23 protein-coding genes are annotated in these 24,441 nt (G+C 70.8%); 15 read left to right on the top strand and 8 right to left on the bottom strand.

Going from position 1 to position 24,441, the window contains the following annotated elements:
- Nucleotides 1-438: 438 nt before the first annotated feature.
- From EBO15_RS02950 to EBO15_RS43515, 8 genes are all read left to right on the top strand, one after another.
- The gene (locus EBO15_RS02950) at nt 439-789 is read left to right on the top strand and encodes a hypothetical protein (protein WP_147481359.1); all 351 of its coding nucleotides are present in this window, start codon (nt 439-441) and stop codon (nt 787-789) included.
- A 1,130-nt stretch (nt 790-1,919) separates the two neighbouring features.
- Nucleotides 1,920-2,345: a hypothetical protein gene (locus EBO15_RS44010; protein ID WP_158628110.1), complete on the top strand. Its 426-nt coding sequence runs from the start codon at nt 1,920-1,922 to the stop codon at nt 2,343-2,345.
- Nucleotides 2,290-3,462: a S8 family peptidase gene (locus EBO15_RS02945; protein WP_158628109.1), complete on the top strand. Its 1,173-nt coding sequence runs from the start codon at nt 2,290-2,292 to the stop codon at nt 3,460-3,462. Before EBO15_RS44010 ends, EBO15_RS02945 begins: the two co-directional genes overlap by 56 nt.
- Before the next feature lie 53 nt (nt 3,463-3,515).
- Nucleotides 3,516-3,803, top strand: a complete 288-nt coding sequence (locus tag EBO15_RS02940) for a YbaB/EbfC family nucleoid-associated protein (RefSeq protein ID WP_158628108.1) — start codon at nt 3,516-3,518, stop codon at nt 3,801-3,803.
- Nucleotides 3,804-3,808: 5 nt separating this feature from the next.
- The gene (locus tag EBO15_RS02935; RefSeq protein ID WP_122192708.1) at nt 3,809-4,183 is read left to right on the top strand and encodes a hypothetical protein; all 375 of its coding nucleotides are present in this window, start codon (nt 3,809-3,811) and stop codon (nt 4,181-4,183) included.
- A 19-nt stretch (nt 4,184-4,202) separates the two neighbouring features.
- The gene (locus EBO15_RS02930) at nt 4,203-4,913 is read left to right on the top strand and encodes a hypothetical protein (RefSeq protein ID WP_147481358.1); all 711 of its coding nucleotides are present in this window, start codon (nt 4,203-4,205) and stop codon (nt 4,911-4,913) included.
- 17 nt (nt 4,914-4,930) lie between these two features.
- Nucleotides 4,931-5,479, top strand: coding sequence for a DUF3558 domain-containing protein (locus EBO15_RS43520; RefSeq protein ID WP_147481357.1), 549 nt, complete (start codon nt 4,931-4,933; stop codon nt 5,477-5,479).
- 33 nt (nt 5,480-5,512) lie between these two features.
- A complete protein-coding gene (locus EBO15_RS43515) occupies nt 5,513-5,863 on the top strand; it encodes a hypothetical protein (RefSeq protein WP_147481356.1) in 351 nt (116 codons plus the stop codon).
- A gap of 298 nt (nt 5,864-6,161) precedes the next feature.
- Here EBO15_RS43515 and EBO15_RS02910 read toward each other — a convergent pair whose 3' ends face one another.
- Genes EBO15_RS02910 through EBO15_RS02900 form a run of 3 tightly spaced genes read right to left on the bottom strand, consistent with a single transcriptional unit; the run spans nt 6,162 to nt 8,657 of the window.
- The gene (locus EBO15_RS02910; RefSeq protein ID WP_122192703.1) at nt 6,162-6,953 is read right to left on the bottom strand and encodes an ABC transporter permease subunit; all 792 of its coding nucleotides are present in this window, start codon (nt 6,951-6,953) and stop codon (nt 6,162-6,164) included.
- Complete coding sequence (locus EBO15_RS02905) at nt 6,946-7,746, bottom strand: ABC transporter permease subunit (protein WP_122192702.1); 801 nt, start codon at nt 7,744-7,746, stop codon at nt 6,946-6,948. Before EBO15_RS02905 ends, EBO15_RS02910 begins: the two co-directional genes overlap by 8 nt.
- Nucleotides 7,743-8,657: an ABC transporter ATP-binding protein gene (locus EBO15_RS02900; RefSeq protein WP_122192701.1), complete on the bottom strand. Its 915-nt coding sequence runs from the start codon at nt 8,655-8,657 to the stop codon at nt 7,743-7,745. The genes EBO15_RS02905 and EBO15_RS02900 overlap by 4 nt, the downstream gene beginning before the upstream one ends.
- 188 nt (nt 8,658-8,845) lie before the next feature.
- On the opposite strand from EBO15_RS02900, the gene EBO15_RS02895 reads away from it, so the two are divergent.
- The 6 genes from EBO15_RS02895 (at nt 8,846) to EBO15_RS02870 (ending at nt 13,958) form a co-directional block, all read left to right on the top strand.
- Complete coding sequence (locus EBO15_RS02895) at nt 8,846-10,036, top strand: sensor histidine kinase (RefSeq protein ID WP_122192700.1); 1,191 nt, start codon at nt 8,846-8,848, stop codon at nt 10,034-10,036.
- Entirely contained in the window at nt 10,033-10,689 is a 657-nt protein-coding gene (locus EBO15_RS02890; RefSeq protein ID WP_122192699.1) for a response regulator, read from the top strand. Before EBO15_RS02895 ends, EBO15_RS02890 begins: the two co-directional genes overlap by 4 nt.
- Nucleotides 10,690-10,804: 115 nt before the next feature.
- The gene (locus EBO15_RS02885) at nt 10,805-11,320 is read left to right on the top strand and encodes a hypothetical protein (protein ID WP_122192698.1); all 516 of its coding nucleotides are present in this window, start codon (nt 10,805-10,807) and stop codon (nt 11,318-11,320) included.
- Nucleotides 11,321-11,549: 229 nt separating this feature from the next.
- Nucleotides 11,550-12,308: a L,D-transpeptidase family protein gene (locus EBO15_RS02880; RefSeq protein ID WP_122192697.1), complete on the top strand. Its 759-nt coding sequence runs from the start codon at nt 11,550-11,552 to the stop codon at nt 12,306-12,308.
- A gap of 312 nt (nt 12,309-12,620) precedes the next feature.
- Nucleotides 12,621-13,094, top strand: a complete 474-nt coding sequence (locus EBO15_RS02875; protein WP_122192696.1) for a BlaI/MecI/CopY family transcriptional regulator — start codon at nt 12,621-12,623, stop codon at nt 13,092-13,094.
- A 24-nt stretch (nt 13,095-13,118) separates the two neighbouring features.
- A complete protein-coding gene (locus tag EBO15_RS02870; RefSeq protein WP_122192695.1) occupies nt 13,119-13,958 on the top strand; it encodes an arylamine N-acetyltransferase family protein in 840 nt (279 codons plus the stop codon).
- Nucleotides 13,959-13,962: 4 nt separating this feature from the next.
- Here EBO15_RS02870 and EBO15_RS02865 read toward each other — a convergent pair whose 3' ends face one another.
- The 3 genes from EBO15_RS02865 to EBO15_RS02855 all read right to left on the bottom strand — a co-directional run bounded on the left by EBO15_RS02865 (nt 13,963) and on the right by EBO15_RS02855 (nt 18,214).
- Nucleotides 13,963-16,755, bottom strand: coding sequence for an FAD-binding and (Fe-S)-binding domain-containing protein (locus tag EBO15_RS02865; protein WP_122192694.1), 2,793 nt, complete (start codon nt 16,753-16,755; stop codon nt 13,963-13,965).
- 135 nt (nt 16,756-16,890) lie between these two features.
- Entirely contained in the window at nt 16,891-17,115 is a 225-nt protein-coding gene (locus tag EBO15_RS47200) for a DUF397 domain-containing protein (protein ID WP_122192693.1), read from the bottom strand.
- A gap of 226 nt (nt 17,116-17,341) precedes the next feature.
- A complete protein-coding gene (locus EBO15_RS02855) occupies nt 17,342-18,214 on the bottom strand; it encodes a helix-turn-helix domain-containing protein (protein WP_122192692.1) in 873 nt (290 codons plus the stop codon).
- 868 nt (nt 18,215-19,082) lie between these two features.
- Between EBO15_RS02855 and EBO15_RS02850 the strand changes: the two genes are divergently transcribed.
- Nucleotides 19,083-20,834 (top strand): cyclic nucleotide-binding domain-containing protein, encoded by a 1,752-nt coding sequence (locus EBO15_RS02850; protein WP_147481355.1) that lies wholly within the window; start codon nt 19,083-19,085, stop codon nt 20,832-20,834.
- Between the two features lie 139 nt (nt 20,835-20,973).
- Here EBO15_RS02850 and EBO15_RS02845 read toward each other — a convergent pair whose 3' ends face one another.
- Together EBO15_RS02845 and EBO15_RS02840 are read right to left on the bottom strand one after the other, a co-directional pair.
- Complete coding sequence (locus tag EBO15_RS02845) at nt 20,974-22,338, bottom strand: sensor histidine kinase (protein ID WP_233615890.1); 1,365 nt, start codon at nt 22,336-22,338, stop codon at nt 20,974-20,976.
- 213 nt (nt 22,339-22,551) lie between these two features.
- Entirely contained in the window at nt 22,552-24,246 is a 1,695-nt protein-coding gene (locus tag EBO15_RS02840; protein ID WP_233615889.1) for an adenylate/guanylate cyclase domain-containing protein, read from the bottom strand.
- Nucleotides 24,247-24,441: the final 195 nt, after the last annotated feature.

Raw genomic sequence — 24,441 nt, 5'->3', positions numbered from 1 at the left:
GGTCAGAGGCTTCGACAGGGGCGGATTCTTGTTGCCCCTGGGGGTCATGGGCAGCGGGGGGACACAACAGATGGGAATTGCCCCGTCCGCGTCGGCGGGCGGGGCGTTCGCTTTTGGGGCGTTGGCGCGGCTTGGGCCGCTTGTCGCCGTGCGGTGATCGCTGGACCGGCGCTCTGACCACAAGAGCCAGTTCGCCAGCGCCGTCCGCCCGGTTCATGGTTGAGCAAGCAGCGTCCACTCCCATGAGCAGCAAGAATGCTCGCGCTATCACTCCCCACCCGCCGAGCCAAACCGTGTCTCCACTCCTTCTCATGAGTTCGGTGTCACTTCTTCGCGATGGTTGCGTTACCAACTCGCAACATAACCCCTCAAAGATCTTTCCTTGACTGCCCGCCTGTAAGGACCTTGCTTGTCGGCGTTTGGTGAGGGGTGCACCGCATGGCGCAATGGGATCGGGAAAAGATCCTCAGGGCCGCGATCGAACTCGAGGACGCCTTGGGGGGAGGCGGTTCAGGCGGCATGGCGGATCTAGAGAACCGTGCCCACCTCACCGCCGGACAGATCGGCGACTGGGACGCTGGGCGCAACCTGGCCAAGACGACCGACATGGCACGGCAAGGGCTGGCACACGCCTATGCCGACTTGATCGATGAATACCGCTCTGTCGTCGAGGCGCTCCGCCGCACCGCGAGCAACTACGGCGACGCCGAGAGCGACACCCTCACCGCGGCCCGAGGGGTGGACAAGAGTGAACGGCCCCGCAGGGAAGAGAGCCGGTTCGCCGAGTAGGCGCGAGGAGCGACGTGAGCAGCACGCGGAAGACCTATTCCCTCAAGGCCGGCGGCCAGCCTTCCGGCAATGCCGCAGGCTACGACGCAGCGACGGTCAAGCGGCTGCTCGAGCAGACCGATCCCGGGGCGATCAGCGATGCCGCGGCGGCCTACCGAGTGGCCGGAGAGCATCTCAAGGTGCTGGAGGAGAGCCTCGGCCATGCCGTCTGGCTGATCGAAGGTTCGGCTTGGGACAGTGGCGCTGCGGACGGAGCGCGCGATTCTCTGAAGCGCATGGCCCGGGCGGTCTCCAACATGACGGCTTCGGCGAATCGCGCGAGCTCGGCGCTGCAGCAATACAGCGCGGTGCTTCCCCAGTACAAGACTGTGCAGTGGCCCGCCGATCCGATTCCGGCGACTTCCAAGCCGATGGCAGACGCCGCAGCACAGGCCCTGATGCTCACGGTGACACACCACATCGTCAGCGCTTGGGCGGGGATGCCGGACAAGGTCACCAACGATCTCCCCTCCCTGGGGGACGAACGCTATGTGTCAGAGCCAGGCCCCGGCTCTGGACCGTCCGGGCCGGGCGGCGGAACAGGCGGTGGCTCGGGGCCTCATCGTTCGCTTCCCGGGGGCGGTCCTGGCGGCCCATCGGGCCACGCCCCACAGAGTCCGGGCGGCTCTCACGGGGGCACGCCACACCGCGGGGGTTCGCATCCTGGTGGATCGCATTCTGGGACATCGCCCTCGGGGCCTGGTGATGATCCACGCACCGGGTCTCCCTCTGATCCGTTCTTCTCCAAGCCTCCGACTGACCTGTCGGCCATGCCGCCCTCCGCTGCGCCTGGGAGTGGGCCAGGCGGAGGCACGTGGGGGTGGCCTGGTGGGAATCAGTTCGGGGGCCCGGCCGGTCCAGGGGGTCCGGCTTCGGGATCGGGAGGCTTCGGCTCCAGTCCATTCCTCGCGCCTCCGGGCGGGGATCCGATCGGGATGCGTGGATCGATGGGGCCGAACACCGTGGACGCAGCGGCCTCCCAAGCGCAGGGCAGCGCGGCGGCGAGGGCCACCGCCTCGGAGTCGGCGGTTCCCGGTCAATCGGCTGAGGACCGGAAGCGACGTGAGCGCGAGCGGCGTCGTGACTCCTGGATGGCCGAAGAGGCGGATCTCTGGGATCACGGTGGCGAGGTCGCGCCGTCACTGATCGGTGAGCTACCTCAGGGCAACGGTGAGCGGAGTATCGAGGAGCTGCTGCTCCAGGCGGCGAACGAGCCGCTCGGCATCGACGAGCTCCAGCTTCTCCTGGACAGCGCTGTCCGGAGACCGCAAGCTCCGGCAGGGTGGTCAACAAGCCCTGCCGGAGACAGGGACGACGACCTCGGGGAGAGCCCAGCCCGCCATGCAGATCCTGTTCCCGACGCGTTCCCGGAAAATGAACCGCCGCCGGAGAGAACGGAAGCGCCCGGACCTGCTGAGGAAGACCTTGGGGATCTCAGCGACGATCTCGACGATCTCCTCGATGGTCTTCTGGATGCCGATGAGCCCGGCGAGCGCCGCCCCGGCGGTTCGGGATGAGGAGTGGTGGTTCTCCACCTGGGGCATCCAGGACCGCCTTTGGCCGGTGAGCACTGGCAGGGGGGTCACCGTCGCGGTCCTGGACTCCGGAGTGAACGCCGAGCTGCCCGACCTGCGCGGTGCGGTCCTCCCCGGTTATGACGCGACCGCTGGCAAGGGAGACGCCAGAACCGATTCCGACGACGTCAACGGCGGTCACGGCACTGGTATGGCCGCGTTGATCGCCGGACAGGGGCGGGATCAGCGGATGGCAGGAGTCGCTCCGGACGCCCGGATCCTGCCCATCCGGGTCCTGCACGGATCCGACGCGGTCGGCTTCACCTCGGCGGAGGCGCAGGGCATCCGTTACGCGACCGACCACGGGGCCAAGGTCATCAACATCTCCGTTGGCACACCGACGACCTCCGGCAAGTACCGGTGCATGCCCTGGCTCCAGGACGCGGTCGACTACGCGCTCCAGCATGAAGTACTCGTAGTCACGGCCGCCGGCAACAACGGGCATGCCGACAACCCCTTGGAGGAGCCGGCCTCCTGTGCCGGAGTGCTCGCGGTGGGGGCGGTCGACAACAAGTACAAACCTTGGTTTCGCACCGGCCGTCAGGACTACGTCGCGGTGGCCGCCCCAGGCGTGTACGTCGGCACGCTGTTGCGGAACGGGAAGTTCGACCCCGATCTCAGCGGAACGAGCCAAGCCTCTGCGCTGACCTCCGGCGTGGCCGCCCTGATCCGCTCGAAGTTCCCGGACATGACGGCGCGCGAGGTCACCCGGCTGATCATCAACAGCGCCCGGGACACGGGCAAGAAGGGAGCGGATCAGCAGACCGGTCACGGCCTGATCCGCCCCTACCTGGCGCTGGCCCCGCAGGGCGTGACCGGAACCGACAATCCGGTGTTCAGCGCTTGGGACGTCCACATGAAACAGGACGGGAGTGGCAGACAGAACGACGGCAAGGCTGCACCGAGCGCAGCTCCAGCAGCACCCGAACCTGGCCGTGAACACCAAGGAACCGGCATCGGTACCTACCTCTGGGCCGTCCCCGTCGTGTTGGGCGGCGGTGGACTCGCGCTCTGGGGCGTTCTCCGGATGAGAAGGAAGCAGGCAGGGGAAGTTCGATGAACGATCAGGAGCTCCTTAACGACGGAGCACCGCCTGACGCGGCCGAAACTCAGATGACGCTGGAGCGTCTGACCAGGCTGGGGCGCAAGCTGGAGGAGCTCCATCGGAGGCTGGACGCGAAACTCCTGGAGTGCCGGTCCGCCGACGGCCTGGTCGCGGCGACGGTGACCGGCAACGGCGACATCGTCGACCTCACCATCGACCAGCGGGCGATCACCGACCCGGACGCGCGCCGACGGCTCGACGCCGTCATCACCGAAGTGATCGGCCAGGCGAACGCGAAGTCGCGCCGGCTCCGCGAGGCGGCCGAGACCAAGGTCATCGAGAGCCAGGGGAGGTGAGGCCGATGCTCCCACGCGACACGGCCCTGAGCGGCCCTCCGTCCGCCGCCCGAAGCAACCTTCTGATCGAGGAGGTGCTCGCCCTCGCCGGTGCCATCGAGGCCAGGGTCCAGGCTGGTGAGGACGCGGTCGAGCGGAGATCCGCACTGCGCGGCAGGTTGCGGGACGCGGAGGTCGTCCAGGAGATCAGGCCCGGCCTCGGCGTCGCGATCGTACGGGGTGATGGAGGCGTCCAGATCAGGCTGGACCAGGCGGCACTGCCGCACGTCGATGCCGGCCGGCTCGGCCCCCGGATACTCGAGGCGATCAAAGCAGGAAGTGACCGCCTGAGCGCCGCCTACGCCGACGGCGTCCAGCAAATCTCTCGCCGCACGTACTGAGCCGAGCAAGGACAATCTCGTGACGAAGCCCAAACCTGAGATCAAACCCAAGCCCAGTGGCGGCGAAGGAAAAACCGGCCCCGACCAAAAAGCCACCGATGCCATCGAGAAGTCGTGGCCGTCCCGCTCCGAGCAGGTGCTCAATACCGCGATGGGCGTCGTCCTGATCTACGATGCACAACGAGCGCTCGCGACGGCGAAGAAGCTGAAAGGCGACTACAAAGCCGTCCTCCGCGCCGCCGGATACTGGTTCGAGGCGGCCGATCAAATGGGCTCGGCGAATACCGCGCTCTTCCAGGCCACAAACAACCTTGGCGGCTTCTGGGACGGCCCCGCATACAGGTCGTTCTCCGAGTACATCACGCGCAATGGTCAGGTCAGCGACAGCAACGCCGCGGTTCTCCGCGAAGGCGGAGACCAGCTACTGGAAGTCACCAAGCAGATCCTGGCGGCCTACGACAAGGCAGTCGACTTCACCATGGAGGCCAGCAGCCGAGTCGAGGGCCTGGTCGGAAACTTCGACCCGTCCAAAGAGGACAAGATGACGATCACCGTGGCCTTGCGGGATTTCGTCAACAACATCTTCAAGACGCAGATGGACCTGAGGAACGCGATCGCGACCTATCAGATCAGCGCGATGTCCTTGAGATCGAAGATCGGAAAGCTCACTCCTCCGTCCCATCTTCAGGACGCCGCCAGAGACCCCCAATGCTGGAAGTTCACCCGATGACGTCCCCCACGAGACGAGTGGCCACCCTCGCTCTGGCACTGACCACCGGATGCCTGCTGGTCGGCTGCAACGACACTCAAAGCAGCCGAAGTGGCCCGGAGAGCCCCGCACCGGTTTCTTCTCCCACCACCACATCGGGCACGCCAGAGCCCTCGAAGATCCTAGCCGCCTGCGACGTCATCGACACGACAGCGATTCCCGAACTCAAGGAATCGAACCTCACGGCGAAGACCACCGAGGACACCGCCGACCGGACCTCCTGCCGCTGGACTCCCCGGACAAATGACGCCACGGTCTTCTCGCTGCAACTCACGGTGCAGAAATACCCGACGCCTGCGGCAAATGACATCCTGTCCAGCAAGGAAAAGGGGCGGGGGTGTGCCACCTTGAAACGGAGCCTGCCGATGAAGAACTGTGTCTACGGCAACCTCGGCTCGATCGACGTCGGCCACTCTGACACCATCGTCACGGCGACCTGGCGTTTCCACCGGCCAGATCTCACCTACTCCAAGCAGATCGGGTTCGCAGGCCGGATCGGTGAACAGATAAGCAGCCATCTGCAATAGATCATCGAGACCCGAGATCGCCCAGGAGAACCAATGTCCAACGGCAAAGACATTCATTTCCAAGCTAACCAGATACGCAACTCGGGTGGCTATGCCCTCAATGAGGCCGTCAACGCCTGGTCCTTCGCCAACTCCGCACTAGATCAAGCGGTCATCGTCATGGGCGCGCTCGGCCCGGTGGGCGAATCGTCCGGAGTCAGAGCACAGTTCGAGGAACTGAGGAAGGACACGATGCAGACGCTGGCGGAAGGCGTCAGCGTCCTCATCGAAGCCCGGGAAGCGATATTCCTCACCGCCGACCAGTACGAGGGCGTCGAGACCAAGATCGCCAAGGAGGTCGGGAAGGTCATCCCGCACCACCGCCCGGAAATCGACCGCTACTGAACGTCGCCGCCGCCATGAACGCCGAGCTCTCCCGGGTACGGGCCCGGGCCCGCCCCCGAGCCCGCCCACAACGACGTGCTCGGCGAGAACGATTCGCGGCGCCAAGGTCTGGGGCCACTGGTACTGGGCCCGCAAAGGCACGGGGCCGCGCTCGTCTTCGTGGTGACCAAAGTCAAGGACACGCGGGGCGACCCATCTTCTACACCGCGGCCCGCGGCCCCAAGCTCAGCGTTCGCCGAGTCCGGGGGGCAGGGCCCTTGATGACGACGGCCGGACCTTTCGGGTCCGGCCGTCCTCTTTAGGGGTCTTGGGACATGCGGTGGGCGCCTAGGGAGAGGAAGACCAGGAGGTAGGTGGCCAGTTCTATGAGGGCCATGGTGGTTGTGGGGGCTCGGAGGGCGCTGGGGCCCGATTGCGGGTGGGTTCTGGAGAGGGTCTGGTAGGCGCTGACCAGGAGCCAGCGGTCGGGGGTGTAGGTCCATTTCTCGACGGCGTGGGTGGCGGCGTAGGTGAGCCAGATGACGGCGAACATGACCGAGATCGCGGCGGCGGTGTGGCGGATGAGGGCGCCGAGGCCGTAGCCGATCAGGCCGACGACGGCGAGGTAGAGGCCGGTGCAGGCCACGGATCGTAGGACGCCGGGGTCGGTGGGGCGAGGGGCGAGGTGCTTCGCGGAGAGCATCCACTGGCCGCCGAGGAAGGTGACGACGGCGAGGACGAGGCCGGCGGCGAGCATGACGCCGCCCGCCACGATGGCCTTGGCCGCGAAGACCCTTCCGCGCCTGGGGACGGCGGAGAGCGCGGTCCGGATCGTCCCTGTCTCGTACTCGACGCTGACGGCGAGGACGCCGAGCACGCCGAAGGCGAGTTCGCCGATCTGCATTCCGGCGAAGGTCTCCGCCAGCGGGTCGAAGGACGCCTTGTCCTCGATGGACATGGTGTTCCAGGACTCGGTGACCGACAGGGTGTCGAAGAGGCCGAAGGCGAGGACGAACAGCAGCGCGCACAGCAGGGTCAGCCAGGTGGAGCGGACCGAGCGCAGCTTGATCCACTCGGAGGCGAGCATCCCCCGGGTCACGGGTTCAGGCATCGCGGGAGATCCTCCAGGCGCCCAGCGCGAGGAACACGACCAGGTAGAGCGCGAGGCCGGTGTAGGCGAGGTCGAGGGACGGTATCCGCAGCGCGGGTTTCCCGGTGGCCGGGTGCGCTCGGGTGATGGCGTCCGCGATGTTGAACAGGAGCATCCGGGACGGCAGGTAGGAGAGGTGGTCGAGGATCCGTCCGACCGGGTAGGTGAGCCAGAGGAGCGCCACGAGGGCCGCGATCGCGGCGGCGCCGTGCCGCAGGATCGCGCCGAGCCCGAATCCGATCATCGTCACCGCGAACAGGTACAGCCCGGCGGAGAGGACGGCCCGCAGCACGCCGGGATCTCCCAGGTGGACCTCGAGGTGCTCGGGCGACAGCATCGCCTGCCCCAGGACGAAGGAGCCGAAGGCGAGCAGCGTCCCGAGGAGCAGCGAGACCGCGCCGACCACCAGCGCCTTCGCGAGGTAGACGCGTCCGCGCCGGGGCACCGCCGAGAACGTCGTGCGGATCAGGCCCGTCCGGTACTCGGTGCTGACCGCGAGGACGCCGAGGACGCCGAACGCCAGCTCGCCGAAGATCAGCCCGATGAACGAGTCCCCCAGCGGATCGAGCTGCGCCCGGTCCTGGGCGGTCATCGTGGCCGCGCCGCTCGCGTCCGACGAGGTGGCCAGGACGCCGAGGACGACGGCGACGAGGGTCGCGAACAGCACCATCACGGTGGTGGAACGCACCGAGCGCAGCTTGATCCACTCCGAGCGCAGCACCCCGCGCCCCGGCACCAAGGACGGCGCGGTCATCGGCCGCCGTCCTTCGCGCGGTACTGCACGGACGCGTCGGTGAGTTTCATGTACGCCTCCTCCAGCGACGCCTGCCGCCTGGCCAGTTCGTGGACCTCGACGCCGTGGGCGGCGGCCACCTCGCTGATGGCCTCGGTGGTCAGGCCGGTGACCGCGAGCCCGCCGTCCGGTTCGGCGGCGACCCGGGCGCCCTTGGCGGTGAGGAGGTCGGCGAGGTGCCGGGTCCGCGGCGTCCGGACGAGGACGTCGTTCAGTGAGCTCGACTGGATGAAGTCGGCCGTCCCGGTGTCGGCGATCAGGGCCCCGCGTCCGATGACGATCAGGTGGTCGGCGGTGAGCGCCATCTCGCTCATCAGGTGGCTGGACACGAAGACCGTGCGGCCCTCGGACGCCAGCGACCTCATGAGGGTGCGGATCCAGACGATGCCCTCGGGGTCGAGTCCGTTGACCGGCTCGTCGAACATCAGGATCGGCGGGTCGCCGAGGAGGGCCACGGCGATCCCGAGCCGCTGCCTCATCCCGAGCGAGAAGCCCCGGACGCGCTTGCGGGCCACGCTGGAAAGCCCGGTCCGCTCCAAAACCTCGCCGACGCGGGAGCGCGGCAGGTCGTTGGTGGCCGCCAGCCATTCCAGGTGGTTCCTGGCGCTCCGTCCGCCGTGCACCGCGCCCGCGTCCAGGAGGGATCCCACGACGCGCAGCGGCCTGTCGATCGTCCGGTAGGGGACGCGGTCGACCAGGGCCCGTCCGGACGTGGGGGTGTCCAGGCCGAGGATCGCGCGCATCGTCGTGGACTTGCCCGCGCCGTTCGGCCCGAGGAAGCCGGTGACCCGGCCGGGACGGACCGCGAAGGACAGGCGGTCGACGGCCGTGACGGAGCCGTAGCGTTTGGTGAGCTCGTGGACTTCGATCATCAGATCTCCTTGACCGGGGATGTCCGTCCACGGTGGCGGTCCGGGTGGTGGCGAATCGTCCCCCGGCGGGCGCTTTCTCGGCTCTGCACGCGGGCGTACGAGCGGAATGGTCAGCGGTGCGCGTATGCCCGCGGGGATACGTCCGCAGGGCGATGCGGTATCCGGGGGAGCGCCTCTACGGTCGGGGCATGCATTCCGAGCTCCGCCCGCCGCTGTTCAGGTGGGTGCGCGCCGGGCACTGGCAGGCGCTGGACCACCTCGCCGCCGCGGCATGCGCCCTGATGATGCCGATGTCGTTGTGGAAGTACATGCGCACGCCGGGTCTCGCCCTCCTGGTGCTCTCCGGGACGGCGCTGGTCGTCGCGGCGGTGGCGCTGCGACGGCGGTATCCGCTGGGCGCGGTCCTCGCGATGACCGCCTCGATCCTGACGCTGCTTCCCGTCCATGGCGGCGGGGGTGCGGGGGCGCCGGTCGTGGCGATGCCCTACGTCCTCTACTCGGCGGCGTCCCTCTGCCCGCCGCGCGTCGCGGTCGCCGCGCTCGTGGTGGCGCAGGCGCCGGTGGTGGCGATCGCGGCCTCGCCGAGCCGGGGCATGGTCATGTTCGTCTTCGTCTTCGTCACCGTGTGGACGGTCGGCTTCGCGGTGGGACAGCACCGCGCCCACACCGAGAACCTGCTCCGGCAGCAGGCGGCGCGGCAGGCCGAGCAGGCGGAGGCCGAGCGGCAGAGGGCCCGGCGCCAGGTCACCGAGGAACGGATCCGGATCGCCCGCGAGCTGCACGACGTGGTCGCGCACAGCATGAGCGTGATCACCGTCCAGGCCGGTTTCGGGCACCTCGTGATCGACGACCGGCCGGCCGAGGCGCGCACCGCGCTGGGCATCATCGAGTCCACCGGCCGGGAGACGCTGGGCGAGATGCGCCGGCTGCTCGGACTGCTGCGCGAGGACGACCCGAGCGGCGGGACCGACGGCCCCACCCGCGCTCCCGCACCAGGGCTGGCGGATCTGGAACGGCTCGTGACGCAGACCGCCCAGGCGGGCGTCCAGGTCGACGTCGTCATCAGCGGACGGCCCCGCGACCTGCCCGCCGGGATCGACCTGTCGGCGTACCGGATCGTCCAGGAGGCCCTGACCAACGTGGTGCGGCACTCCGGGAGCACCACGGCGCGCGCCGTCATCGACTACCGGGTGGACGAGCTGTCCATCGAGGTGACCGACCACGGGGACGGCGGCACCGCGCCCCCGGTCCACGGCCACGGCCTGGACGGCATGCGGGAACGCGTCCACCTCTACGGCGGCCGGTTCCACGCGGGCCCCCTGCCCGGCCGGGGCTTCCAGGTCGCCGCCCGGCTCCCCCTGGCCGAGGACGCCGCATGATCCGCGTGGTGGTCGCCGACGACCAGGCCCTTGTCCGGGCGGGGCTGGTGGGCATCGTCGACTCGGCGGACGACCTGACCGTGGTGGGCGAGGCGGCGAACGGGCTCCACGCCGTCGAGCGGGCCCGCCGCGAACGGCCCGACGTCGTCCTCATGGATGTGCGCATGCCCGAGATGGACGGCATCGAGGCGACCCGGCTCATCACGTCGTCCACGGACGTGCGCGTCCTGATCCTGACCACCTTCGACCTGGACGCGTACGTCTTCGGGGCGCTGCGCGGCGGGGCCAGTGGCTTCCTGCTCAAGGACACCCCGCCCCTGGACCTGCTGGACGCCGTCCGGGTGGTCGCGGCCGGTGACGCGCTGCTGGCCCCCGGCATCACCCGGAGGCTGATCGAGGAGTTCGCGGCCCGCCCGGAGCCCGACCCGTCCCCCGCGACGCCTGCGGCGCTCGACGCCATCACCGACCGCGAGCGCGAGGTCCTCGTCCTCGTGGCCAAGGGGCTGACCAACGCCGAGATCGCCGAGCGGCTCTACATCGGCCCCGGCACGGCCAAGACGCACGTCCGCCGGCTGCTCGCCAAACTCGGCGCGCGCGACCGCGTGCAGCTCGTCATCATCGCCTACCAGACGGGCCTGATCCCCCTTCGCTGACGCACCGCATCCCCTGTGGCGTAAGGGCTGCGCGCGAAAAAGGATGATCAAGTTGTCGGTCCCGCGGGGTAGCATCCCACCACTCACATCACACCCCCGCACAAAAGGTGTCAGCATGAACAAACTCACCGCCGCCCTCGTGGGCGGAGCGGCGCTGGCGACCACCCTCGCCACGGCGCTCCCCGCGTCCGCGGACGCCGGCCACCGCGTCGCCCCGAACGCCTCCCTCCAGGGCACCGCGGACGTGTCGTCCGCCGCCAAGATGGTGCGCACCGGGAAGATCCACTACTACAAGGCCAAGGAGATCCGCGGCGCCAAGGTCTACGGACACTGGTACTGGGCGCGCAAGGGCAAGGCCCCCGCGTTCGTCTTCGTGGTCATCAAGGTCAAGGACACGCGCGGCGACGGCAAGAGCGCCGGGTTCTGCTACGACCTGTCCGCGAGCAAGACCGAGCCCGCGATCCACGACTGGTGCCTGGTCAACCGGAACGGCAACGGCACGACCAGCCGTTTCACCGGCGCGCTCGAGGGCGGCCAGAAGTTCCGCGTCTACGCGGCCGTCGGCCGCCTGGACACCAAGAAGCACATCTTCTACACCTCGCTGGTCGGCCCGAAGTTCCGCGTCCGCTGACCTCGTTCCTGAGCGCCGCGTCCGCTGACCCCGCCCCCGCGCTCCGAACCTGGCCGCGGGGCCCGTCCGGGGAGGACGGCGCAACTCGAGTATGACGACGGCCGGACCTCTCGGGTTCGGCCGTCTTCTCGTGGCTTTTCGCACCCCACGCCCCACTTGTCCCCCGCCTTCGGGAGGACTAGTAAGAGGGAGAAGATCCTTCCCCCTCACACCCCCCGAGGAGAGTTGCATGCGCCGACTCCTGCTTGGTCTCGTCCCGCTGGCGATCGCCGGGACGATCTCGACGGCCCTGCCCGGCACCGCCGAGGCCGCCGTGCACCGAGCACCGGATCGGGCGGGCCTCGTCCCGCACTCCGTCACCGCCGCGAAGGGCGACGTCGCGGCCCAGGCCAAGACCCTGCGCTTCGGCGACAAGGGCGCGACGGTGAAGTACCTCCAGACGCGCCTGCGGGCGCTCCACTACGACCCGGGCACGGCCGACGGAAAGTACGGCAAGGACCTGCGGTACGCGGTCTACGCCTTCCAGCGGGTCAACAGGATCACGCCGAGCAGCACCGTCGGCCCGAAGACCTGGAAGGCCCTCGCGCACCCGGCGCAGCCGCCGCGCATCATCAAGGGCGGGGCCGCGAACCGCGTCGAGGTGTCGAAGAAGCACCAGCTCGTGGTGGTCTACAAGCAGAACAAGGTCCAGCTCATCACCATGACGTCGACCGGCTCCGGCAAGCGGTACTGCGTCAACGGCTCCTGCTCGTACGCGAAGACCCCGTCGGGCAACTTCCACGTACTGCGGAAGATCAACGGCTGGCGGCACGCGCCGCTGGGCGGGCTCTACAAGCCGCTGTACTTCCACGGCGGTTACGCGCTGCACGGGGAGCCGAGCGTTCCGCTGTACCCGGCGTCGCACGGCTGCGCGCGCATCCCGATGTACCACACGGCCGATCTGCTGTTCCGGCTCGTCCCGGTGGGCACCGCCGTCTACGTGCGCTGACCACGGGAAACACGGCGAACGCCGGGGAACTCGGCGCGGTGGGCGGGTCGCCCACCGCGCCGGGCCGCTTCCGGAGCCCGGGGGTCGGTGACGGGCTCCGGCAGGTCCGACCTGGCGCGGCAGGCGTCCTTGCGAGAGAGAATGATTACTCTCCGCAGCCTCTTCATTACCCTTGAGCATGATCGCTAACCGTGCGATGGGAATCTCCTGGAACCCGTGCGAGAACCGGGTGGGGCGAGGCGTACCAGACCGGACGCCGCGGACTACGATTGCCCCATCATGCAAACGTCGGACGGAGCGGGGACTGATCCGGTGACGCGCAGACGGCTGGGACAACTGGAGGCCGAGGTGCTGGCCGCGCTCGCCACCGCGGAGCGGCCCGTCGCGACCTCGGAACTGCGCGACGCGCTGTCCGGGGCACCGGCCTACACGACGGTCAACACGATCCTGTTCCGGCTGCTGGGCAAGGGCCTGGTCAGCCGGATGCGGGAGGGCCGCCACTTCCTCTACAAGCTGGCCGTGGACGAGTCCCGGCTCGTCGCCGACCAGATGCACGACCGGCTCCGCGTCGCGAGCGACCCGCCCGAGGTGCTGGCCCGCTTCGTCGCGACGCTGAGCCGCGAGGAGGCCCTGACACTCCGCGCCATCCTGGCGACACCGGGCGAGGTCCCGGCGGCCCCCGGCGAGATCCTGGCGACACCGACGGACGAGGCCGCCTTCGACCGTCCCGTCACCGAGCAGGCTCCCGTCGCGGCGCCGGTCGGCGAGCGGCTTGACCTCAAGTGAGGTTGGGGTCGTAGCGTTCTCCGCATGAGCGACATGTGGCACGGAGCCGACCTGGATCTCGACGCGTACCTGGACCGGATCGGCTTCGACGGGGAGCGGGCGCCGACGCTCGCGACGTTGCGCGCGCTGCACCGCGGGCACACCACCTCGATCCCGTTCGAGAACCTGGAACCCGTGCTCCACCGGCCCGTCCCGCTGGACGTGCCGTCCTTGCAGGACAAGATGGTGCGGTCCGACCGCGGCGGCTACTGCTTCGAGCACGCCGCGCTGTTCGCGGCCGCGCTGGAACGGCTCGGCTTCGACCTCACCGGCATCGTCGGACGCGTCGTGCTCGACGCGCCCGAGGGGACCGTCCGTCCCGCGACGCACGCGCTGCTGGTGGTCCGGCCCGAGGACGACGACCGCTCGTGGCTCTGCGACGTCGGGTTCGGCGGCGGGCCGCTGGAGCCCCTGCCGCTGGAGGACGGCGCCGAGTCCGACCAGGACGGCTGGCGGTTCCGGCTCGTCCGGCTGGACGACGACGAGTTCGGCGTGCGGAACTGGGCCATGGAGCAGCACGGCCCGGACGGCTGGGCGCGGCGGCACGTGTTCGCGCAGGTCCGGGCGTACCCGATCGACTTCGTCCTCGGCAGCCACTACGTCGCCACCAGCACGCACTCCCCCTTCGTCACACGGGTCTTCGCGCAGAAGTTCACCGTGGACACGCTCCGCCAGCTCGACAACCTCACGCTGATCACGATCCTGCCGGACCGCACCAGCGAGACCCGCGAGCTGGAGCGGTCCGAGTTCGCCAAGGTGCTCGCGGATTTCGGGATCGTCCCGTCCGCCGAGGACCTCGAAGGGATCCTGAAGGTGGTCGTCTGATCGGTCAGGGGGACGGTTCGAGCGCGTCCGCCAGAAGTTCGGCCAGGTGGACGGCGCGGCGGCCCGTCCCCTGGACGATCTGGACGCGGCACGAGAACCCGTCCGCCAGGACGAGCGGCGCCTCGCGCGCCTTCGGGTACAGCTCGCGTTCGGCGCAGCCCTGCGACACGTCCCAGTGCCCACGCGCGAACCCGAAGTCGCCCGCGAGGCCGCAGCACCCGGCCCCGACGACATCCGTCCGGACCCCGAGCCGTTCGAGAACACGCAGGTCAGGGGCGTAGGAGCCCTTGGCCTCCTGGTGGCAGTGGACCTGCGCGACGGCGTCCTGGTCGACGGTCCCGAAGGGCCAGGGGCCGGCGTCCGCGACGAGTTCGGCCAGCGTGACCACGGACGCGGCCAGCCGGTGCGCGCGGGGATCGTCCGGCAGCAGCTCGGGCGCCTCGTCGCGCAGCATGACCGTGCAGGACGGTTCGAGCCCGACCACCGGGAGCCCGGCGTCGAGCGCGGGTCCCAGCACGTCCAGCGTCCGCCGCAGCACGCGCTTCGCGACCCCGAGCTGCCCGGTGGAATGCCAGGTCAGGCCGCAGCAGACCGCGCGCGGCGGCAGCACGGCCCGGTGCCCGGTCGCCGCCAGGACGGACACGGCGGCCCGCCCGATCCCGGGCGTGTGGAACGCGGTGAACGTGTCCGGCCAGAGCACGACGGGCCGTCCCGCGGTCCGTGCGGGCAGGCCGGCCCTCCGCAGCGGACGGCGGGCGAAGGACGGCAGGTCACGCCGCGTGTCGATCCCCGCCGCGCGCTTCAGCGCGGTCGCGATCCGCGGTTCCCGCAGCACCGCGTTCGCCGCGTCCGCGATGCCCGGCGCGACCGTCGCGAGGCGCGACCAGAGCGGCAGCCATCCCATCGAGTAGTGCGTCATCGGCCGGACGCGCCACGCGTAATGGCGATGCAGGAACTCCGCCTTGTACGTGGCCATATCGACGTTGACCGGGCAGTCACTCGCGCACGCCTTGCAGGAAAGGCACAGGTCGAGCGCGTCCCGCGCCTCGGCCGAACGCCAGCCGTCCCGCAGCGACTCGCCGCGCAGCAGCTCGGCCAGCACCCGGGCCCGCCCGCGCGTCGAGTGCACCTCGTCCCGCGTGACCTTGAACGACGGGCACATGGACGTCCCGCCCTCGACCGTCCGGCACGCCCCGACGCCCACGCACCGCTGCACGGCGGCGGCGAACGATCCGCCGTCCCGCGCCAGCGCGTGCACCGGCGTGATCGCGAGCCGGTCCGCGCCCGGCCCGGGACGCAGCCGCTCGTCCAGCGGCTCCGGATCGGTGATCACGCCCGGGTTGAACGCGCGGTGGGGGTCGAAGAGTCGCTTGAACGCGGCGAACGCCACCCGCAGCTCCGGCGGGTACATGCGGTCGAGCAGCTCGGACCGGGCGCGGCCGTCGCCGTGCTCCCCCGACACCGACCCGCCGTGCGCGACGACGAGTCCGGCCGCGTCCTCCGCGAACGCCCGGTACACCCCCGGACGCGTCGCCAGCGGAAAGTCGAGCCGCACATGCAGGCAGCCCTCGCCGAAATGCCCGAACGGGACGCCGCGCAATCCGTGCGTCCGCATCAGTGCGTAGAGATCCCGCAGGTAGGCGGCCAGGCGGTCGGGCGGGACGGCCGAGTCCTCCCAGCCGGGCCACGCCTCGCCGCCGTCCGGAAGGCGCGTCACGATCCCCGCGCCCGCCTCCCGAATCCACCACAACTCCCGCATCCGGCGCGGATCGTCCACGACCACGGAACGCGCCGCCGTCGCCCGCGCCAGCGCGTGCGCGGCCTCGCGCGCCTCCCCCGGACTCTCCCCGCCGACCTCGCAGTACAGCCAGCCGCCGCCGGGTGGAAGATCGGAGCCCGCGTCATGCCGTCCGGGCCGCGCGCGCAGCGCGGCGAGCAGGTCGGACGCCATGCCCTCGACGGTCAGCGCCGTCCCGGACGCCGCGATCGCGGGCGCCGCCTCCGCCGCCTCGAACACGTCCGCGAAGCCGAGCACCGCGAGCGCCCGCGCCTTCGGCGGCTCCACCAGCCGGACGGTCGCCTCCGTGACGATCCCGCACGTCCCCTCGGCCCCGACCAGCGCCTTCGCCACGTCGAAGCCGTTCTCGGGGAGCAGATGATGCAGGCCGTAACCGGAGCCCTGCCGCGCGAACCGGCCGAGCTCGGTCCGCAACGGCCCGAGGAAGGCGTCCCGCAGGGCACGCAGCCCGCGCTCCAGCCGGAGATCGTCGACGCCTCCGTGCCGCGCGGTGACGTGCCGCCCGTCCGGCAGCAGAAGCCGCAGCTCCACCACGGCGTCCGCGGTCGTCCCGTACGCGACGCTGTGCGACCCGCACGCGTTGTTCCCGATCATCCCGCCGAGCGTGCACCGCGAATGCGTCGACGGATCGGGCCCGAACGTCAGCCCGTGCCCGGCCGCGGCCGCGCGCAGATCGTCCAGGACGACACCCGGCTCGACCACCGCCGTCCGCGCCTCCGGGTCGATCGCCCTGATCGCGTTCAGGTGCCGCGACACGTCGACGACCAGCCCGTCCCCGATCGCGTTCCCCGCCACGGACGTCCCACCGCCGCGCACCGTCACCGGCACCCCGGCCTCGGCCGCCACCCGCCGGACCCGTTCGAGGTCCTCGACCGAGCGCGGCTCCGCCACGGCCACCGGAACACGCCGGTACAGGGACGCGTCCGACGAGTAGGCCGTCCGCGTCGTCAGATCCGTGCGGACGATCCCGGAAAGCTCCCCGGTAAGAGACCCCAGCATCCCCTCACGGTAACCAGCCCCGCCCATCCGCCCGACGACCGGCACAGCACGACGCCACCCCGGGCCCTCCGCCTCGCCCGAGCGCTGGCGCCCCACAACCCACACTCGAACACACGGAATTCCGCTGGACGAAAATCAGCTGGATCTTGGCACGACGTCACATCGTCCAGCACGGATACTCGTCAGAAGTCCGCGCCACCGCTCGCGGCTCAACTCCATCTCCCCGCGCTCCGGCGCGTGAGAATCCCGCACGAGCACCGACGTCCGCCACGGCGCGACCTCGACGCAATCGCCCGAGTCACCGCTCATACTGCTCTTCCGCCAGAAGAGCACGTCCCCCCGGTCCGACCGAACGACCATCCAGCAACCCTCCATACATTGCTGGCAGGGGTCACCTCGCCCGTAAACGGACCGGCACACCCACCGAGCCAGGGTCGAGTAGGGCACAACTCACCACAACCTTGTGGCCTCTCCGCCCATGAGTGTAAACGTTCGTCCTTTTCCCGCCTACACTCCGCCACAAGATCAAGGGTCGTCCTATATGGCCCGACGGCCCGATAGGTGTGCGATTCGGGCTATCCCTCCCTCACCTCTCCAGCTCGTCCGCGACCTGCCGGATGAGTTCGACGGTCTCGTCGGCCGACAGCGCGCCCTCGAGCATGCGTTCGAACGTGTCCCGGTACTCGGCGATCTGCGGGGAGTCGCCGGTGATCGTCGCCGCCGTGCCGGGGCGCCCCTCGAGGTGCAGCACGTCGGACAGCTCGCCCTCGAACTCCAGCAGCACGAACGGACCGTAGACGCCCTGGTGGTATCCGGCCGTGAACGGGATGACCCGCACGGTGAGCTCGTCCTCGCTCTCCACCCGGTCGACGATGTGCCTGAGCTGCATGGGCATGATGCCGGGGTCTTCGCCGACGCCCACGTGACGGCGGATCACGGCCTCATCAAGGAGGTAGTACTGGCGCGGAGGCTTCGCGCGCTCAAGGAGGCGACGCTGACGGTCCAGCCGCAGCTCGATGCTCATCGCCGCCGCCGTCGGGTCACTGAGGTCCGACACCAGCACCTGCGCGTACTCACGGATCTGGAGCAGCCCCGGCACCAGGGTGCCGTGGAACTGGCGGATCACGGAGGCTCCGGCGGTGTAGCCGGTGAGACTCAGCAGGTCGTCGTTGACGAGACCGCGGTACCGGTTCCACCACGGGGTCTCGCGGGCGCCTCGCGCGAGGGTCTGCAGACGCTCCTGGCGGCTCTCGGACGTCACGTCGTACATCCTCAGGAGCGCCTGGAGATCGGTCCGGGTGATCGAGCTCTTGCCGCCCTCGACCCGGATCAGTTTGGACGGCGACCACTCCAGGGTGCGCGCCACCTGCTCCTGGGTCAGGCCCTTCTCTTTCCGAAGCCTGACGAGCTCGCTGCGCAGCAGCGCGCTGTCGACTACAGGACCCTGGTCCGTGGCCATCTCAGCCTCATCCTCACTAGGAATCGGGCGCAGGTGGGCGCGTCCGGCGTCCAAGCCCGAACGAGCGGCACCTTCACCCGCTTATCCGCTCGTTCTCACGTTGTGTAGCTGAAATCATATAGCCGGTTGCCACATGGCAACTGGTAACAAGTCACATTGCTGGCGGTCGCGTCGGCATCAACCGTGGCGCCACCCGTCCACCCGACGGTAGGCATCGCGCCACCGGGCGTCCTCCGCGCCGCCGCCCACCGGGCGGCCCGCCGAAGAAGTATCCCCATGTCCACCTCTGTCATGGTTTCATTCCTCTTCCTTGCGGTAAGGCAGGTGTTAGGATGCAATGTAGCAAATCGGTAGACGCTCAGATGCTCCACACCAAGGTGGATGGTGCGACCCGGGATCGTCCTTACCGCGCGTGACGGGTTGCGGCTCCGCCCAGGGAGGCGGTAGCGCGCCGAGGACCGCGCCGACGCTCGGGAGGCAGTGACGACGGAAGTCGACCGCCCTACGGGGACGCGAACAGAGCCGCCCCGGATCCGTCTCGACCGCCGGTTGCCAGCCAGGGAGATCGAGAAGGGACGGGGGCGGCTCCGCAGGGGACCGCCAGGGAGTCCGCCGCGAACGGCGACCCGCACCCGAACGTCCGGGGTGTGGGCTCTTTGACCAGCGGAAACGATGACGGTCTTTGTCAATCAAAGCACGCTCGACCGGTTCCTACCAGGGCCGGATCGGCTTCCGTTCCCGTACCGCCCCGGTGGTGCGGGAGAGGTCCCGGAAGCCGAACACCGCGGGCCGCACTCCCCGTGCCGGGCCCGCCCCAGCGCTTCGATGACGGCGGTTCGTCCCGCCCTCTCCCCCTATGAGGGTCCTGATGACCACATTCCCCGACCGAAAATTCCCCTTCGACCCCGACGAGACCCCTGACCCCGGCGACATCGACCAGCCCCCTGACGAGGTCACGCGCCGGGACCGGCCGACCGGCGACCGGCGCGGGAAGGCGCCGGCGCGTTCCGTCGCGCGGTGCGACGACGATGACCTGTTCCCGCCGACCCAGCCGATGCTCCGGCTCCCGGACGACGCGGACGACACGGGCGACGAGAGCAACGCGGACGAGGCGGACGAGGTGGCGGCGCCCACGCGGCCGACGGCGTCCGGCAGCGGCCGCCGTCCGGAACCGGACGGGAGCGGACGCGGCGGCCGCCCGCCCGTCAACGCGACCGGATGCGACACTTCCCGACTCGACACTTCCCGATTCGGCACGTCCGGGCTCGGCACGTCCGGGCTCGGCACGTCCGGGCTCGACAGGGCCGGGCTCGACAGGGCCGGGCTCGACGGGACGGGGCTCGATCACGTGCCGGGCCGAGCCGTCGAGGGGGCGGCCCGGCCCGGCGTCCCCGCCGTCCAGGCCGGTGTGCCGGGGGCGGCGGCGGTACCGGCGCGTCCGGGGGGACGCGGCCCGAGCGGATTCGGCGGCGGGCCCGCGCTGCCGAACCCGTTCGAGGAGCCACCGCTGCCGCAGCCGGTGGGCTGGACGGCGGGTTCGGCGGACTTCTGGTCCGCGCTGACGTCGGTCGAGCGGATGTGCTTCCTGCGGTTCTCCGAGCCCGAGGTGCTGCCCGCCGGGCACGTCCTGTGGCGCCAGGACGAGCCCGCCGGCCACATCGCGGTCCTCTGGTCGGGCAAGGTGACGATCCGGGTCCGGGAGAAGAGCGGTGAGCGGATCGTCGCGGTGCGGGGGCCGGGCGACCTGATCGGGGAGCGGGCCGCGCTGATGGTGCCGAGGCGGTCGGCGACGGTCGTCGCGCTCGACCGGCTGACCGTCCTGCGGATGCCGGTCGGCGAGTTCGCCGCGTTCCTCACGGCGTTCCCGCGCCTGCTGGCCGTCCTCGACCAGCAGCTGTACGCGCGGCTCACGCAGCCGCCGGCGCAGGAGGACCGGCACCGGCAGGTCGCGGCCGGGGCCGCGACGGTCCCGATCCCGGTTCCGGCGGCGCGCGGGTCGGTTCCGCCCCCGGCGCGGCGGCGTCCTTCGACGACGCTCGACTGGGCCGGGACGGTCTGCTCCATCATGTTCGTCGACGTCGTGGGGTTCTCGGCCGAGCACCGCAACGACACGGACCGCATGGAGCTGCGGCGCGTCCTGTACGAGGCCGTGCCGGACGCGCTGGAGGGCTCGAACGTCCCCTGGGCGGCCTGCTACCACGAGGACCGCGGGGACGGCATGCTCATCGTCGTCCCGCCGCAGGCCCCGCCCGCGCGGGTCGTCGACCCGATGTTGTCGCTGCTCACCGCCCGCCTGCGCCGCCACAACCACGCCGCGAGCGAGGCGATGCGGCTGCGCGTCCGGATGTCGCTGCACATCGGCCCGGTGATGCCGGACCGGGAGGGCGTGAACGGCTCGGCGATCATCCAGGCCGCCCGCCTGCTGGACGCCCCGGAGCTGCGGCACCGCATGGCCGACACCGAAGCGGACGTCGGCTTCATCGCGTCCGACTACGTGTACCAGTACGTCCTCGCGCAGGGGCCCGGGTACATCAACCCGCGGTCCTTCCAGCGCATCCGGTTCCGCGCGAAGAACGCCGCCTACACGGGGTGGATGCACCTGTCCCAGAGCACCTTCTGACCGTCCTCACCGCGATCGACCCCGCCGGGCGGCGGCACGGGAGCACGCCGGCCGGTTCGCGGACCACCCCTGCCCGTCCCCCGGCACCACGCGGGGGACGGGGACGGCGAGGAGGCGGAGGACGACGCGGTCCGGTGACCTAGCGCTTCGGCCTGCCCTTTCCGGGGGCGCGCGGGAGGCGCAGGACGAAGCGGGCGCCGGTCTCGCTGTCGGCGATCGTCAGCGTCCCGCCGTGGGAGCGGGCGATCTCGCGCGCGATCGGCAGGCCGAGGCCGGTGCCGGCGGGGTCGCGGTCGCGGCTCTCCCGCAGCCGGACGAACCGCTGGAAGACCAGTTCGCGGTCCTCCGGCGGGATGCCCGCGCCGTCGTCGGCGACGGTCAGCACGGCCTCGTCGCCCTCCCCGGCGACCGACACCGAGACCCGGGACACGGCGTGCCGTTCGGCGTTGGTGAGCAGGTTGGTCAGCAGGCGGGCGAGCTGGAGCCGGTCGCCGCGGACGACGACGCCCTGGTCGAGGTCCACCGAGGTGTGGGTGTCCCGGACGGCGCGGGCGAGCTCGGTGGACACCAGCCGCGCGAGGTCCACCTCCTCGTCCCCGGCGTTCGCCGCGGCGTCCAGGCGGGCGAGCGCGAGCAGGTCGGCGACGATCGCCTGGAGGCGGTCCAGCGACACCAGGACGTTCTGGGCGACCCGCGGCCAGTCGGCCCCGTCGGGGTGCATCAGCGCCTCCTCAAGCTGGGCGCGCGCCCCGGTGATCGGGCTCCGCAGGTCGTGGGACGCGTCGGAGGTGAACCGCCGCTGCCGCTCCAGCGCCGCGTCCAGCCGGTCCAGGGTGGCGTTGGCGGTCTCGGCGAGGCGGCGGATCTCGTCCCGCGTGGGCGGCACCGGCACCCGGCGCTCGGACTCGGTCGCGGTGATCTCGGCCAGCTCGGAGCGGATCGCGTTGACGGGCGCGAGGGTGCGGTCGATCGTCCTGCGGGTGAGGAACGCGGTCAGCAGGGTGAGCGACAGGCTCGCCGCGAGGACGAACATCAGCAGCGCGCCGCTCCCGTACCAGGGGCCGATCGGGTCGGCGGCGTACACCGTCCAGTCGCCGTCGGGCTGGGACACGCTGAAGGCGATCACGTCCATGCAGCCGTGCAGGCCCCGCGGCGGGCAGAGCACCTGGAAGGTGCTGACGGCCTCCTCGGACGGCTGGAACGAGGCCATGGGCGGGCCGCCGACGAGGTCGGGCGTGGCGGCCACCACCCGGCCTCGCGGGTCCAGCACCTGGGCGGCCTGGACGCCGTCCACGACCGGGAGCTGGCCGGGCAGCCGGCCCTGCTTGATCATCTGGACGAAGGTGAGCGCCGCGGTCGTGGTCCGCTCCCGGTCGTACTCGGCCACCCGGCTGTGCACGCCGCCCACCAGGAGCACGCTGATGATCGTGCAGGCCAGCGCCGCCACCGCTCCGGTGACCAGCGGCAGGCGCACGCGTATCGGCAGAGTCCGCAGTCTGGGCAACCGGCCTCCCGTCCGGAGGTGACCGTTCCGTACGTCCCGTTTCCTTCTTACGGTGGGCCACACGGCGATAAGAGAGGGCAAAAACCGGGTCATTTCGCGACGCCGAGGCGTCAAAACCCACCACGGAACGATGGATTGGACGGCGAGCCCGAGCGATCGAATCGGTCGGCGTGGACGGTCAGCCCGCGCGATCGGATCGGTCGGCGCGGACGGTCAGCCGACGACGTCGGGTTCGCCGTCGGCGGCGGGACGGCGGCGGATCGGGACGCGCGGGCGCGGCAGCCTCGGGAACCGGCGGGAGTCGCGCTGCTCGTCCTGCTCGGCGGTCTCGGCCGCGGCGGCGTCCGGGGCCTCGTCCGGGGAGCCGGGGAGGGCGAGGCGGGTCGCGCCCCGGCGTCCGCGCAGGGTGATCGTCTCGCCGAACCGCCACTGCCCGGCCTCGGCCTCGGCGGCGCGCTCGACGACACGCCCGGACGCCAGCACCCGCTCGTCGTGGGTCTTGGCGAGGTCGCTGAGCCGTGCGGCCTCGTTCACCGGGTCGCCGATGACGGTGTACTCGAAGCGCTGCTCGGCCCCGATGTACCCGGCGACGACCGGGCCCGCGGAGACGCCGATCCCCGCGTCCACCTCGGGGACCTCGGCGCGCAGCCGGCCGCCCAGCTCGCGGGCCGCGCCGAGGGCCGCCCCGGCCGCGTCGTCCATCGCGGACGGCGCGCCGAAGATCGCCAGCGCCGCGTCCCCCTCGAACTTGTTGATCCAGCCCGCGTGCGCGGCGACGACCCGGACGACCACGGCGAAGAACGCGTTGAGCAGCTCGACGACCTGGTCCGGCGAGCGGGTCTCGGCGAGCCGGGTCGAGCCGGTGAGGTCGACGAACAGCACCGCGACGTCCCGGGTCACGCCGCCGAGCTCGATGTCGTGCTCGAACGCCAGGCCCGCGACCTCCTCACCGACGTGCCGTCCGAACAGGTCGCGGAGCCGCTCGTGCTCGCGCAGCCCGGCGACCATGTCGTTGAACCCGGCCTGGAGCTGCCCGACCTCGCTCGCGTCGTACACCTCGACCTCGCCCGACAGGTCGCCGCGCGCGACCCGGGTCATCCCGCCGCGCACCGCCTTGATCGGGTCGGCGATCGCCCGGACGGCCAGGAACGTCACGCCCGTCCCGACGCCGATCGCGGTCCCGGCGAGCACGAGGACGGTCAGCGCGAGCTGCGTGGTGCGGATCCCGGGCGTGACCAGCGCCGCGATGCCCACGCCGAGCAGCCCGAACACCGGGACGGCCGTGCCGAGCGCCCAGGCGAGCATGACCCGCGTCGTCACCCCCGGCAGCCGGACGTTCTGCGCGGACCGGCTCGCCAGCGCGAGCGCCGCGGCGGGCCGCAGCAGCCGCTCCGACAGCAGGTAGACGATCGTGCAGGTGGTGATCGCGCCGAGCAGGCAGGTCGACCCGACCTTGGTCGCCATCCGCGCGCTGAACAGCGTCGCGTCGAGGACGGCCCAGCCGATCGCGCCGACCGTCCACAGCATCCCGACCAGGAGCGTCAGCCGGAGCGGCCCGAGCAGGACGGCCCGGCGCTGCGTCTCGTCCGGGACGCCGCCGTCGCGCGCCAGCCGGATCACCGGACGCCACAGGTACAGGCCGGTGGCCATCGCGACCGGCCCGGCGAGCACCGGGTAGCTGAAGAACGCGGCGGTGTTCACGAGCCGGACATGCGTGATCCCGTGGGTCGGCGGGTCCGGGATGACGACGGTGGCGAACAGCAGCACCACCAGCGCGCCGCCCAGGTTCGCCGTCGCCACCACGATCAGCAGCATCCACCGGACGCGCAGCTCCAGCATCGTCCGGGGCGCGACGGGGATGAGGTCGAGCCGCGCGGCCAGGCCGCGCCTCACGGTCCTGCCGGTCACCGGTCCCTCCCCCGTCGGGTGCGTCCACGATAGATCCGCACCCGGCCGGGGGCCCAGTCCGACTCACCCCGCTATGACGGCGTTCACCCGCGATCCTCCTCCCGCGGCGGCCGGACCTGGCCGAAAACACCCGAAACCAGGACGGGGGCTCCCGGCACGTGCCGGGAGCCCCCGTCCGGGGATCGAACGCCCTTC

The sequence above is a fragment of the Actinomadura harenae genome, from assembly GCF_003696215.1.
Taxonomy (GTDB): domain Bacteria; phylum Actinomycetota; class Actinomycetes; order Streptosporangiales; family Streptosporangiaceae; genus Spirillospora; species Spirillospora harenae.
Note: the sequence above shows the minus strand (reverse complement) of the source record. Positions and strands in the feature narration are given on the sequence as shown.